10 protein-coding genes are annotated in these 13,790 nt (G+C 70.5%); 9 read left to right on the top strand and 1 reads right to left on the bottom strand.

Features of this window, described 5'->3' with window-relative positions:
• Window positions 1-3 precede the first annotated feature (3 nt).
• The 4 genes from NF20_RS03800 to mbtN all read left to right on the top strand — a co-directional run bounded on the left by NF20_RS03800 (window position 4) and on the right by mbtN (window position 4,554).
• Window positions 4-1,440: a GuaB1 family IMP dehydrogenase-related protein gene (locus NF20_RS03800; protein ID WP_023861667.1), complete on the top strand. Its 1,437-nt coding sequence runs from the start codon at window positions 4-6 to the stop codon at window positions 1,438-1,440.
• A gap of 74 nt (window positions 1,441-1,514) precedes the next feature.
• The gene (locus NF20_RS03795; protein WP_023861668.1) at window positions 1,515-1,820 is read left to right on the top strand and encodes an acyl carrier protein; all 306 of its coding nucleotides are present in this window, start codon (window positions 1,515-1,517) and stop codon (window positions 1,818-1,820) included.
• A complete protein-coding gene (mbtM, locus tag NF20_RS03790) occupies window positions 1,813-3,378 on the top strand; it encodes a long-chain-fatty acid--ACP ligase MbtM (protein WP_023861669.1) in 1,566 nt (521 codons plus the stop codon). Before NF20_RS03795 ends, mbtM begins: the two co-directional genes overlap by 8 nt.
• Window positions 3,379-4,554 carry a mycobactin biosynthesis acyl-ACP dehydrogenase MbtN gene (gene mbtN / locus NF20_RS03785; RefSeq protein ID WP_023861670.1) on the top strand — a complete coding sequence of 392 codons (1,176 nt, stop codon included), beginning with the start codon at window positions 3,379-3,381 and terminating at the stop codon, window positions 4,552-4,554. It begins immediately after the preceding gene.
• Here the strand turns inward: mbtN and NF20_RS03780 are convergent.
• Window positions 4,521-5,186 (bottom strand): GNAT family N-acetyltransferase, encoded by a 666-nt coding sequence (locus NF20_RS03780; RefSeq protein WP_019733629.1) that lies wholly within the window; start codon window positions 5,184-5,186, stop codon window positions 4,521-4,523. The genes mbtN and NF20_RS03780 overlap by 34 nt on opposite strands.
• 302 nt (window positions 5,187-5,488) lie before the next feature.
• Between NF20_RS03780 and NF20_RS03775 the strand changes: the two genes are divergently transcribed.
• From NF20_RS03775 to NF20_RS03755, 5 genes are all read left to right on the top strand, one after another.
• Window positions 5,489-6,853: a hemolysin family protein gene (locus NF20_RS03775; RefSeq protein ID WP_003876517.1), complete on the top strand. Its 1,365-nt coding sequence runs from the start codon at window positions 5,489-5,491 to the stop codon at window positions 6,851-6,853.
• Window positions 6,850-7,890, top strand: a complete 1,041-nt coding sequence (locus NF20_RS03770) for a hemolysin family protein (RefSeq protein ID WP_023861671.1) — start codon at window positions 6,850-6,852, stop codon at window positions 7,888-7,890. The genes NF20_RS03775 and NF20_RS03770 overlap by 4 nt, the downstream gene beginning before the upstream one ends.
• A 284-nt stretch (window positions 7,891-8,174) precedes the next feature.
• Window positions 8,175-10,379, top strand: a complete 2,205-nt coding sequence (locus tag NF20_RS03765; RefSeq protein ID WP_023861672.1) for a malate synthase G — start codon at window positions 8,175-8,177, stop codon at window positions 10,377-10,379.
• A 100-nt stretch (window positions 10,380-10,479) separates the two neighbouring features.
• Entirely contained in the window at window positions 10,480-12,528 is a 2,049-nt protein-coding gene (locus NF20_RS03760) for a substrate-binding domain-containing protein (RefSeq protein ID WP_033713000.1), read from the top strand.
• Window positions 12,529-12,794: 266 nt separating this feature from the next.
• Window positions 12,795-13,772, top strand: coding sequence for an oxygenase MpaB family protein (locus tag NF20_RS03755; RefSeq protein ID WP_033713001.1), 978 nt, complete (start codon window positions 12,795-12,797; stop codon window positions 13,770-13,772).
• Window positions 13,773-13,790 lie beyond the last annotated feature (18 nt).

Below are 13,790 nucleotides of genomic sequence, written 5' to 3'. Positions count from 1 at the left end.
GCGATGAGGTTTCTCGACGGGCATCGACCCGGATACGACCTGACCTACAACGACGTCTTCATCATGCCGAACCGCTCGGAGGTGCCGTCGCGCTTCGACGTCGACCTGTCCACCGGCGACGGCTCGGGCACCACGATCCCCGTCGTGGTCGCCAACATGACCGCGGTGGCCGGGCGGCGGATGGCCGAGACGGTGGCCCGGCGCGGCGGCCTGGTGATCCTGCCGCAGGACCTGCCGATCACCGCGGTGCAGCAGACGGTGCAGTTCGTCAAGAGCCGCGACCTGGTGCTCGACACTCCGGTGCTGCTCGAGCCCGACGACTCGGTGTCCGACGCGATGGCGCTGATCCACAAGCGTGCGCACGGCGTGGCGGTGGTGGCCTTCGAGGGCCGCCCGCTGGGACTGGTGAGCGAATCGTCGTGCCTGGGCGTGGACCGCTTCACCCGGGTGCGCGACGTCGCGATGACCGACTTCGTGGTGGCCCCGGTGGGCACCGAGCCGCGCAAGATCTTCGACCTGCTCGAGCAGGCGCCCATCGGCGTCGCGGTCGTCACCAACGCCGACGGCACGCTGGCCGGCGTGCTGACCCGCACCGGAGCCGTGCGCGCCGGCCTGTACACCCCGGCCGTCGATGCGCAGGGCCGGTTGCGGGTGGGCGCGGCGATCGGCATCAACGGCGACGTGGGGGCCAAGGCGCGGTCACTGGTCGAGGCCGGAATCGACCTGCTGGTGATCGACACGGCGCACGGGCATCAGGTCAAGACGCTGGAGGCGATCCGCATTGTCGCCTCGCTCGAGCTGGGGGTGCCGCTGGTGGCGGGCAACGTGGTTTCGGCCGACGGCACCCGCGACCTGCTGGGCGCCGGGGCGAACATCGTCAAGGTGGGCGTGGGGCCGGGCGCGATGTGCACCACCCGGATGATGACCGGCGTGGGCCGCCCGCAGTTCTCCGCTGTCGTCGAATGTGCTTCGGCGGCAAGGGAACTGGGTGGACATATATGGGCCGACGGCGGCATCCGGCACCCGCGTGACGTGGCGCTGGCGCTGGCCGCCGGGGCGTCGAACGTGATGATCGGGTCGTGGTTCGCCGGCACCTACGAGTCGCCCGGCGACCTGATGCGCGACCGCGAGGACCAGCCCTACAAGGAGAGCTACGGCATGGCGTCCAAGCGGGCGGTGGTCGCCCGCAGCGGCGCCGAGACGGCCTTCGACCGGGCCCGCAAATCGCTGTTCGAGGAAGGCATTTCGACGTCGCGGATGGGTCTCGACCCGGCCCGCGGCGGCGTCGAGGATCTGATCGACCACATCACCTCGGGCGTGCGCAGCACCTGCACCTACGTCGGGGCCGCCACCCTGGCGCAGCTGTACGAACGGGTAGTGGTCGGGGTGCAGTCGACCGCGGGCTTCGCCGAGGGGCATCCGCTTCCGCTGGGCTGGTGACGCGCCGGCGCGACGCGCCGAGGTCGGCTAGTAAGGCTAGCCTTGCCTAATACGGCCTGCTAACCTACTTCGCCATGACCTCCTCCGCCTCCCCCGCCCCGACCGGGGCCATGCCCGCGGGCTCACCCGAAAACCACGTCAGCGCCGAGCTTCTCGGCATCCTGCGCGACGACCTCAACGTCGACGTGTCCCGGGTGACTCCGGACGCCCGGCTGGTCGACGACGTCGGGCTGGACTTGGTGGCGTTCGCGGTGGGCATGGTGGCCATCGAGGAACGGCTCGGGGTCACGCTGACCGAAGAGGAACTGCTGAGCTGCGAGACCGTCGGCGACCTGCAGGCCGCGATCGCCGCGGAACCCCGCGAAACCCGCGATGAGTGAGCTGGCCGCGGCGCTGACGGCCGCGATGCGCACCGGCGGCAGCGATCTGGTGGTCTTCGACCGCGAGTCGGCGGCCTGGCGCCGCCATCGGTGGCCGGAGGTGCACGGACTGGCCGAGGGCATCGCCGCATGGCTGCTCGACCGGGACCGACCCGCCGCCCTGGGACTGGTCGGCGAGCCGACCCTCGAGTTCGTCGCCGCCATCGTGGGCGCCTGGCTGGCCGGCGCCGGCGTCTCGATCCTGCCCGGGCCGGTCCGCGGGGCCGAGGGTCGGCGTTGGGCCGACACCACGCTGACCCGCTTCGCCGGGATCGGCGTGCGCACCGTCCTGAGCCACGGCTCCCAGCTGGACGCATTGCAAGCCCTGGACCCGTCCCGCCCGGACGAGATGGTCGTCGAAGACCTTGCCGTCGCGGCCAATACCGGCCGCCGCTGCCCCGAGCCGCCGGCCCCGCACGCGAATCCGGCGATCCTGCAGGGCACCGCCGGGTCCACCGGCACGCCCAAAACCGCGGCGCTGTCCCCCGACGCGGTACTGGCCAACCTGCGCGGCCTCAACGCCCGGCTCGGGGTGACTCCGGCCGACGTCGGCTGCTCGTGGCTGCCGCTCTACCACGACATGGGGCTGTCCTTCCTGCTCGCGTCCGCGCTGGGTGGAATGTCGTTGTGGCTCGCGCCCACCTCGGCTTTCACCGCCTCGCCGTTTCGCTGGCTCGCGTGGTTGTCGGAGAGCCGGGCCACCATCACCGCGGCGCCGAACTTCGCCTACAACCTGGTCGGCAAATACGCCCGCCGGGTCTCCGGCGTCGACCTGGGCGCCCTGCGGGTGGCGATCAACGGCGGGGAGCCGGTCGACTGCGCCGGCTTCGAGCGCTTCGCGACCGCCATGGCCCCGTTCGGTTTCGACGCCGGTGCCGCCACCCCGTCCTACGGCCTGGCGGAGGCGACGTGTGCGGTCAGCGTGCCGGCGCCCGGCACCGGGCTGCGGTTCGCCGACGTCAGCGACGAGACCGGGACGCACCGGCACGCGGTGCTGGGCGCGCCGATCCCCGGCACCGAGATCCGGATCTCGCCGCGCCACGACGCACCGGACGGCATCGGCGAGATCGAGATCCGGGGCGCGTCGATGATGGACGGCTACCTGGGTCACGCGCCGATCGACCACCAAAATTGGTTTCCCACCGGCGATCTCGGCTTCTACTCCGACGACGGGCTGGTGGTGTGCGGCCGGGCCAAGGAGCTGATCACCCTGGCCGGCCGCAACATCTTCCCGACCGAGATCGAGACGGTCGCCGCCCAGGTGCCCGGCGTGCGGGAAGGCGCCGTGGTAGCGCTGGGCACCGGCGAGAATTCCGCGCGCCCCGGCCTGATCATCGCCGCCGAATTCGCTGGCCGCGATCGGGCCGGCGCGCGCGCCGAGGTGATCCAGCGGGTCGCATCGGTGTGCGGCGTCGTTCCCTCCGATGTGATCTTCATGGCACCGGGGTCGCTGCCCCGAACCTCGTCGGGCAAACTACGCCGCCTGGACGTGCGGCGCTCATTGGAGGCGGTGGACTAAGTGACGACCCTGTCCGCGGCAACAACGGCCGACATCGACCACTACCGGACCATTCTCGCCGGCGCCTTCGACGATCAGGTGCTGGAGTGGACGCGCGAAGCCGAAGCGCGGCAACGGTTTCCGCGCGAGCTGATCGAACACCTGGGCGCCCGCGGTGTGTTCAGCGAAAAGTGGTGCGGCGGAATGCTTCCCGACGTCGGCAAGCTCGTCGAACTTGCTCGAGCGCTCGGCCGGCTGTCGTCGGCGGGCATCGGGGTGGGGGTCAGCCTGCACGACTCGGCGATCGCCGTCCTGCGCCGGTTCGGCAAGTCGGACTACCTGCGCGACATCTGCGAGCGGGCAATCGCGGGGCAGGCCGTGCTGTGCATCGGGGCCTCCGAGGAGTCCGGCGGCTCCGATCTGCAGATCGTGCGCACCGAGATGTCTTCCCGCGACGGCGGTTTCGACGTCCGCGGCGTCAAGAAATTCGTCTCCCTGTCCCCCATCGCCGACCACATCATGGTGGTGGCGCGCGGCATCGACCACGACTCCGCCAGCAAACACGGCAACGTCGCGCTGATCGCGGTCCCGACCTCCCAGGCCAGCGTTCAGCGACCCTATGCCAAGGTCGGCGCCGGACCGCTGGACACCGCCGCGGTGCACATCGACACCTGGGTACCCGCTGACGCGCTGGTCGCCCGGGCGGGCACCGGGCTGGCGGCCATCAGCTGGGGGCTGGCGCACGAGCGGATGTCGATCGCGGGGCAGATCGCCGCGTCGTGCCAGCGGGCCATCGGGATCACGTTGGCCCGCATGATGACTCGCCGGCAATTCGGCCGCACGCTGTTCGAGCACCAGGCGCTGCGGCTGCGGATGGCCGACCTGCAGGCCCGCGTCGACCTGCTGCAGCACGGGCTGAACGGCATCGCCGCACAGGGCCGGCTGGACCTGCGCGCCGCAGCCGGCGTCAAGGTGACCGCGGCCCGGCTCGGCGAGGAGGTGATGTCGGAGTGCATGCACATTTTCGGCGGGGCAGGCTATCTGGTCGAGGAGACACCGCTCGGGCGGTGGTGGCGCGACATGAAGCTGGCCCGGGTCGGCGGCGGCACCGACGAGGTGTTGTGGGAGTTGGTCGCCGCCGGCATGGCGGCCGACCATGGCGGCTATCGGTCCGTGGTGGGGGCGTCCAGCGCGTAGAGCGCCATCCGCCGGTTCGTCGTGTCGTGTTCGCCGAGGAACCGGCAGCCGGCGTACTCACACAGCCGGCGCGCGGTGGTGTTGCGGTGGTCGGGGTCGAACATCACCCGGCGGCACCGCGGCTCGGTCGCGAAGACGCTGGCCACGATCCGGGGCAGCAGCATCGGTCCCAGTCCCCGGTTCACCAGTTTCACGTCGGCGATGGCGGCGTGCAGTCCCAGGTCGTAGGGCTCGGCGTCGTAGTAACGCGAGATGAGATCCTTTGCGCCCCAATACAGTTCGAGGTAAGCGAGATCCACACCGCGCATGCTTCCGATCAACGGCAGCGAGTAGCTGCCCTGAAGCTGGGCGCCCAGATGCCGCCGCCAGCGCGGGGTCGGCCAGTCGTACTCCCAGGCCGCGGCCAAGTGCGGTCGGTTCATCCACTCGGCCACCATGTCGGCGTCGCCGAGCCGCGCCACGCGCAGGGCGAACGGCGGATCCAGGTGGGGCACGGGCGGACGGGGAATGCGCGCCACGGCGTCGGGGATATCGGACCGCTCGCGCGGCAGGATCTGGACGGGCTGCTCGGCTGGGTCGGTCTGGACTGGGTCAATCTGGGCTGGCGCGCTCTCGGCTGGGGCGTCGGACATAGTGCGCCGAGCCTACCCGAGTAAGGGTAGGCATACCGAAGTCGCCTCCGGGGTGTCGGTCGGAGCGTCAGGCGTCGGCGTGGCCCCGGTGGTCGGCGCCCCGGCGCCAGAGCGCGGGCTAGCATAAGGCAGCAAAGACGGGCGCGTCCGCGCCCTCCGCCACCGGGCAGCGAAAGGATCGACGTGCCGCAGGCACCCGCGCAAGCCACCGGCGTGCGGGCGCATGGCCCGTCCGACCAGCCGCCCGATGCGGAGCCTCCCCCGGCCACCGGGCCCTTCCCGTCCGGCGGGTGGCGTAGGTCATGAACGTCACCGTCACCGTGGTCAGCATTGTGGCGATCGCGGTGCTCATCTTCGGCAACGCCGTCTTCGTCGCCGCCGAATTCTCGCTCACCACGCTGGACCGCAGCACCGTGGAGGCCAACGCCCGCACCGGGGGACGCCGCGACCGCTGGATCCGCCGCGCCCATCACCGGCTGTCGTTTCAGCTGTCCGGCGCCCAGTTGGGCATCTCGGCCACCACGCTGGCGGCCGGCTACCTGACCGATCCGATGGTCGAGGACCTGCCGCATCCCTGGCTGGACGCGGTCGGCATCCCCGATCGGGTCGGCGACGCGATCATGGCGTTTCTGGCGTTGCTGATCGTGACCTCGGTGTCGATGGTGTTCGGCGAGCTGGTCCCCAAATACCTGGCGGTGGCGCGGCCGATGTCGACGGCCCGCGCCGTGGTGGCCGCGCAGCTGCTGTTCTCGGCGTTGCTGACCCCGGCGATCAGGCTGACCAACGGCGCAGCCAACTGGATCGTGCGGCGGCTGGGCGTGGAGCCCGCCGAGGAGCTGCGGTCGGCCCGCTCCCCCCAGGAGCTGCTGTCGCTGGTGCGCTCGTCGGCGCGCAGCGGCGCGCTGGACGCCGCGACCGCGGCCCTGGTGCGCCGCTCGCTGCAGTTCGGGACGCTCAGCGCCGAGGAGTTGATGACGCCGCGGTCCAAGATCGTGGCCCTGCAGACCGACGACACCGTGGCCGACCTGGTGACCGCGGCCGCCGAATCGGGGTTCTCCCGGTTCCCCATCGTCGACGGCGACCTGGACGAAACCGTCGGCATCGTGCACGTCAAGCAGGTGTTCGCGATCCCGCGGGCCGCCCGCGCGCACACACTGCTGACCACGGTGGCCCAGCCGGTGCCGGTGGTGCCCTCCACGCTGGACGGCGACGCGGTGATGGCCGAGATCCGGGCCAACAGCCTGCAGACCGCGCTGGTCGTCGACGAATACGGCGGCACCGCGGGCATGGTGACGGTCGAGGACCTGATCGAGGAGATCGTCGGCGACGTCCGCGACGAGCACGACGACGCCACCCCCGACGTGGTGCCGGCCGGCACCGGCTGGCGGGTGTCGGGCCTGCTGCGCATCGACGAGGTGGCCGCGGCCACCGGCTTCCGGGCGCCCGAGGGCCCCTACGAGACGATCGGCGGGCTGGTGCTGCGCGAGATCGGTCACATCCCGGCGGCCGGTGAGACGGTGAAGCTGCCAGCCCTGGATCCCGACGGGTTGCTGGATCCGGTGCTGCGCTGGCAGGCGCGGGTGATCCGGATGGACGGTCGCCGCATCGACGTGCTGGAGCTGACCGAGATCGACGCGCACGCCGAAGCCCCGGGCGGGCGCCGATGAGCGACACCATGGGCGTGCTGCTGGCGTGCCTGCTGATCGGGGTGAATGCGTTCTTCGTCGGCGCGGAGTTCTCGCTCATCTCGGCGCGCCGCGACCGGCTGGAAGCGCTGGCCGAGCAGGGCCGCGCGGCCGCCGTCACGGTGATCCGGGCCTCCGAGCAGCTGCCGTCCATGCTGGCCGGCGCCCAGCTCGGCGTCACCGCCGCCTCGCTGCTGCTGGGCCGCATCGGCGAGTCGGCGGTGTCCAATCTGCTGCGAACGCTGTTGGGGCTGACCAGGATTCACCCCGCGCTGCTGCACACCCTGTCGTTGGCGATCGCGCTGGCCATCGTGGTGACGCTGCACGTGCTGCTCGGGGAGATGGTGCCCAAGAACATCGCGCTGGCCGGCCCGGAGCGAACTGCGATGCTGCTGGTGCCGCCGTATCTGGCCTACGTGCGCGCGGCCCGGCCGTTCATCGCGTTCTACAACCGGTGCGCCAGCGTGGTGGTCCGCGCGCTGGGCGTGGAGCCCAAGGAGGAGCTGGAGATCACCGTCTCCCCGGTCGAGCTGAGCGAGATGATCGCCGAGTCGGAGTCGGAGGGTTTGCTGGACCGCGAGGAGCACACCCGGCTGACCCGGGCGCTGCAGCTGCGGCACCGGGTGGTGGGCGACGTGGCGGTGCCGCTGGCCCGGGTGCATGCGGTGCCGGTGGCCGCGCCCGGCTCGGGCCCGACGGTGGGAGCGGTCGAGCAGGCCCTGGCCCAGACCGGGTACTCCCGGTTCCCGGTGACCAACCCCACCGGCGATTTCATCGGCTACCTGCACATCAAGGACGTGCTGACGCTCGACGACGACCCGGCGACGGTGATCAACCTGGCGAAGGTGCGGCCGCTGCCCCGGCTGCCGCGGTCGCTGCCGCTGGCCGACGGCCTGTCCCGGATGCGGCGCAGCAACAGCCACCTGGCGCTGGTGACCGACCAGGGCGGCGCCGTGGTGGCCATGGTGGCGATGGAAGACCTGGTCGAGGACCTCGTCGGGACGATGCGCGAGGCCTAGCGGGACCGGCCCGACCGGCCGCGCCGCGCGGAGCCCGTATGATCTTTCACGACTACCAGTTAAGAAAGTGCTGGGGGCAGTGGATCGCTTGCGCGTACAGCGTCGTTGCTGGAGTGCGATCCCGGTGCCCGCCGCCGCGTCGATCTTGGGGCTGTCAGGGTGGCCTGACCTGCGCATGTCGGGTCAGGCAGCTCACGCTCGCCAGGATGTGCTCGGTAGGCTGATGACATTGCCAATCTGGGACCGGTCTGGTGGTCCAGGGCGGCCCGTGACGGAGGAGAATCATGACTGATCGCGTGTCGGCGGGGAACCTGCGCGTCGCCCGAGTGCTTTACGACTTCGTGAACGACGAGGCCTTGCTCGGCACCGACATCGACCCGGACAGCTTCTGGGCGGGCGTCGACAAGGTGGTCACCGACCTCACCCCCAGGAACCAGGAGCTGCTGCGCCGCCGCGACGAGCTGCAGGCCCAGATCGACAAGTGGCACCGCCAGCGCGTCATCGAGCCGCTCGACATCGATGCCTACCGCGACTTCCTCATCGAAATCGGTTACCTGCTGCCCGAACCCGAGGACTTCACCATCACCACCTCCGGGGTGGACGACGAGATCACCACCACCGCGGGCCCGCAGCTGGTGGTGCCCGTGCTCAACGCCCGGTTCGCGCTGAATGCCGCCAACGCCCGGTGGGGTTCGCTGTACGACGCGCTGTACGGCACCGACGTGATCCCCGAAACCGACGGCGCCGAAAAGGGTTCGAGCTACAACAAGGTTCGCGGCGACAAGGTGATCGCGTACGCCCGCAACTTCCTCGACCAGGCGGTGCCGTTGGAATCGGGTTCCTGGGCCGACGCGACCGGGTTGTCCGTCGAGGACGGCCGTCTGCAGGTGGCGACCGCCGACGGTTCCGTCGGCCTGGCCGAGCCGGAGAAGTTCGCCGGCTACACCGGGCAGCTCGGGTCGCCGGACTGGTCGGTGCTGCTGGTCAATCACGGCCTGCACATCGAGATCCTCATCGACCCGCAGTCACCGGTCGGCAAGACCGACCGCGCCGGCATCAAGGACGTGGTGCTGGAATCGGCCGTCACCACGATCATGGACTTCGAGGACTCGGTGGCCGCCGTCGACGCCGACGACAAGGTGCTCGGCTACCGCAACTGGCTCGGCCTGAACAAGGGCGACCTGTCCGAAGAGGTCAGCAAGGACGGCAAGACCTTCACCCGGGTGCTCAACGCCGACCGCACCTACACCACCCCCGACGGCCAGGGCGAGCTGACCCTGCCGGGCCGCAGCCTGCTGTTCGTCCGCAACGTCGGGCACCTGATGACCAACGACGCCATCGTGTTGAGCGACGGCGACGAGGAAAAAGAGGTGTTCGAGGGCATCATGGATGCGCTGTTCACCGGCCTGACGGCGATCCACGGGCTCAAGACCGGCGAGGCGAACGGGCCGCTGCAGAACAGCCGCACCGGCTCCATCTACATCGTCAAGCCCAAGATGCACGGGCCCGACGAGGTCGCGTTCACCTGCGAGCTGTTCAGCCGGGTGGAGGACGTCCTGGGCCTGCCGCAGGGCACCCTCAAGATCGGCATCATGGACGAGGAACGGCGCACCACCGTCAACCTCAAGGCCTGCATCAAGGCCGCGGCCGACCGGGTGGTGTTCATCAACACCGGCTTTTTGGACCGCACCGGCGACGAGATTCACACCTCGATGGAGGCCGGGCCGATGATCCGCAAGGGTGCGATGAAGAACACCACCTGGATCAAGGCCTACGAGGACGCCAACGTCGACATCGGGCTGGCCGCCGGCTTCAAGGGCAAGGCCCAGATCGGCAAGGGCATGTGGGCGATGACCGAACTGATGGCCGACATGGTCGAGCAGAAGATCGGCCAGCCCAAGGCGGGCGCCACCACCGCGTGGGTGCCCTCGCCCACGGCGGCCACCCTGCACGCCATGCACTACCACTACGTCGACGTGGGCGCGGTGCAGGAGGAGCTCGCCGGCAAGAAGCGCACCACCATCGAACAGCTGCTCACCATCCCGCTGGCCAAGGAGCTGGCCTGGGCTCCCGAGGAGATCCGCGAGGAGGTGGACAACAACTGCCAGTCCATCCTCGGCTATGTGGTGCGCTGGGTCGCCCAGGGGGTCGGCTGCTCGAAGGTGCCCGACATCCACGACGTGGCGCTCATGGAAGACCGTGCCACACTGCGGATTTCGAGCCAGCTGCTGGCCAACTGGCTGCGCCACGGGGTGATCACCGAGGAGGACGTGCGGGCCAGCCTGGAGCGGATGGCGCCGCTGGTGGACGCCCAGAACGCCAAGGACGCCGCCTATCAGCCGATGGCGCCCAACTTCGACGACAGCCTGGCGTTCCTGGCCGCCCAGGATCTGATCCTGACCGGCACGCAGCAGCCCAACGGCTACACCGAGCCGATCCTGCACCGCCGCCGGCGCGAGGTTAAGGCCCGCGCCGCGCAGTCGAATTGAGCCTGCGCCCGAATCGCGCTCGGTCGTGTCATAGTTCCGCTGATGACTAAAATCGGCGCCGGATTATCGCTGGATCGACGGAAAGGCCGCGGGCACCACGATGGGTAGGCACAGTGCGCCCGACCCCGACGACTTCCTCGACGAGCCATCGCCCGACCACCCGGTCGACGAGCGCGACGACGCCTACGCCTTCGACGCGCAAGGCGCGCCGGACGAGGGCTACTACCCGGACGAACGGCGCTACCCCGACGCGGACTTCGTCGCCGACGACTACGCGCCCGAGGAGTTCGCGCCCGGCGAGGATCTCGTCGACGAGGACCCCGACGACTACCCCGAGTTCCCGTCGCGCCGGCCGGCCCCGTCCGGCCCGCAGGAATCGCCGGCGTCGGCGCCGTCACTGCGCGCACGCCGGCTCGATTGGCGCGGCGGGCATCGCAGCGAGGGTGGCCGCCGCGGGGTCAGCATCGGCGTGATCGTGGCGCTGGTCGCCGTCGTCGTGGTGGTCGGGTCGGTGATCCTGTGGCGCTTCTTCGGTGACGCGCTGTCCAAGCGTTCGCACACCGCGGCCGGGCGCTGCGTCGGCGGCCAGGAGCAGGTCCCGGTCGTCGCCGACCCGTCGATCGCCGACGCCATCGGGCAATTCGCCGAGAGCTTCAACAAGTCGGCCGGCCCGATCGGCGATCACTGCATGGTGGTCAGCGTCAAGCCGGCCGGCTCCGACGCCGTGCTCAACGGCTTCATCGGCAAGTGGCCCGCGGAACTCGGTGGGCAACCGGCACTGTGGATTCCGGGCAGCTCGGTCTCCGCGGCGCGGCTGGCCGGCGCCACCGCCCAGAAGACCATCACCGAGAGCCATTCGCTGGCCAGCTCGCCGGTGGTGCTGGCCGTCCGCCCGGAACTGCTGCCGGCCCTGTCGGGTCAGAACTGGGCGGCACTGCCCGGGTTGCAGACCAACCCGAATGCGTTGGCGGGATTGAACTTACCCGCGTGGGGGTCGCTGCGGTTGGCGCTGCCGATGACCGGCAACGGGGATGCGGCGTTCCTGGCCGGCGAGGCGGTGGCGGCCGCGTCGGTGCCCCCGGGCGCGCCGGTGACGCAGGGCACCGGCGCGGTGCGCACGCTGCTGAGCGCGCAACCCAAGCTGGCCGACAACTCGCTGACCGAGGCGATGAACACGTTGCTCAAGCCCGGGGACCCGGCGAGCGCGCCGGTGCACGCGGTGGTCACCACCGAACAGCAGCTGTTCCAGCGCGGGCAATCGCTGCCGGATACCAAGGGCGCTTTGGCTTCCTGGCTGCCGCCGGGTGCCGCGGCGGTGGCCGACTACCCCACCGTGCTGCTCAGCGGGTCGTGGCTGACCCGCGAACAGGCCTCGGCCGCCAGCGAGTTCTCCCGGTTCATGCACAAGTCCGACCAGCTGGCCAAGCTGGCGAAGGCGGGCTTCCGCGTCAACGGGGTCAAACCGCCGAGCAGCCCGGTGACCACCTTCCCGGCGCTGCCGTCGACCCTGTCGGTCGGCGACGACGCGATGCGCGCCACCTTGGCCGAGGCGATGGCCAGCCCGTCGACCGGGCAGGCCACCACGATCATGCTCGACCAGTCGATGCCCGGCCAGGAAGGCGGGAAATCCCGGCTGGCCAATGTCATTGGAGCGCTTCAGGACAAGATCAAGGCGCTGCCGGCCAGCGCCGTGGTCGGCCTGTGGACGTTCGACGGTCACGAGGGACGCTCGGAGGTCACCAGCGGCCCGCTGGCCGACCCGGTCAACGGGCAGCCGCGTTCGGCGGCGCTGTCGGCCGCGCTGGACAAGCAGTACTCGTCGAGCGGCGGCGCGGTGTCGTTCACCACGCTGCGCATGATCTACCAGGACATGCAGTCCAATTATCATGCGGGGCAGACGAATTCGATTCTGGTCATCACCGCCGGCCCGCACACCGACCAGACCCTGGACGGGCCCGGGCTGCAGGACTTCATCCGCAAGAGCGCCGATCCGGCCAAGCCGATCGCGGTGAACATCATCGATTTCGGCGCCGACCCGGACCGCACCACCTGGGAGGCGGTCGCCCAGCTCAGCGGCGGCAGCTATCAGAACCTCGCGACGTCGGCCTCCCCGGACCTGGCGACCGCGGTCAACGCCTTCCTGAGCTGAGCGGCGCCGTCCCCGGCGCGACTCGGTGATAGATCCGCGCCTTAGGGACTACCGCGCCCGCGGGGGCCGCGGGCGACCCGCCGCCGGGATCGCGCGCAATCATGGACAAATCGCGCCGAGCCTCTGTCGCACGGGCGCCGTCTGTGCCACACTCCAGCGATAGAACAAAATTGGATTTCTATCAACGCTGACCCGGGCAGGCGCGACAGGCCGGCCGGGCCAACCGTCGCGGGCCACCACCCACCACCCACTCAAGGAGAAGCGGTATGGCGACGACAAGCCGAATCAGCCGGCGCGGCAACGATTCCGCGGCGACGGCCCTGGCCGAACCCGATCAGCCGGACGCGCACCGGGCGTTGGCCGAGGACGTCCGGTGGTTCGCGGGCTCGCCGTTGGCGGCGGCCTTCGGCCGGCTGGCCCTCGACCAGGTGGCGCATCGGGAGATCGCGGCGGCGGTGGACCGCAGCGGGCGGTTCGCCGACAATTTCACCGACCGCGGCATCCGCAGCGCCGCGTTCACCGCCCTTGCGGCCTTCGGTGACAGCTCCGACGTCGAGGCGTCGCGGGCCGACCTCAAACGACTGCATCGCGACGTGCGCGGCACCGGCAAGGGGGCGTTCAGCGACACCCGCTACAGCGCCCTGGACCCCGAGTTGTGGACCTGGGTGGCGGTCAGCGGCCTCAACCTGCTGTATCAGGCTTACCTGCGGGTGTGCGGGCGCCGGCTGAGCACCGACGAGAAGGAAGTCGTGTATCAGACGCTGCGCCGCGAACTGCAATTCCTCGAGCTGCCCAGCAAGCAGGGCAAGCTGCCGGCCACCCTGGACGAGATGCTCGACTACTACGACACCGTCGCCGCAAAACACTTGGCGGACAACGAGTTTCTGCAATTCGCCAGCCGCAGCTTCGTGGCGCCACCGGTCCCGGGGCTGTTGCCTCGCCAGCTGCGGCCGGTGCTGCGACTGGTCTGGCCGGTGCTGACCTCGCTGGCCGCGCGGCCGGTGCTGGTGTGCTCGGCCGCGGTCGCCCACCCCACCATGCGCCGGCTGCTCGGGGTGCGCTGGGGCGCGCGGGAGCAGGCCGAGTTCGCCGTCTACGTCGCCGCGCTGCAGCTGGGCTGGCGATGGCTGCCGCGCCGGCTCACCCTGGAGCCCTTGGCGTACAACCGGTACCAGTACGAGCGGCTGCGCGACCGCTACCGTTCGGTGTTGCTGGATTCGTTCGCCGCGCCGGGCCGCGGTTAGATCCGGCAGGATGAGTCC

Source organism: Mycobacterium sp. MAC_080597_8934, assembly GCF_000523975.1.
GTDB classification, from domain to species: domain Bacteria; phylum Actinomycetota; class Actinomycetes; order Mycobacteriales; family Mycobacteriaceae; genus Mycobacterium; species Mycobacterium avium.
Note: the sequence above shows the minus strand (reverse complement) of the source record. Positions and strands in the feature narration are given on the sequence as shown.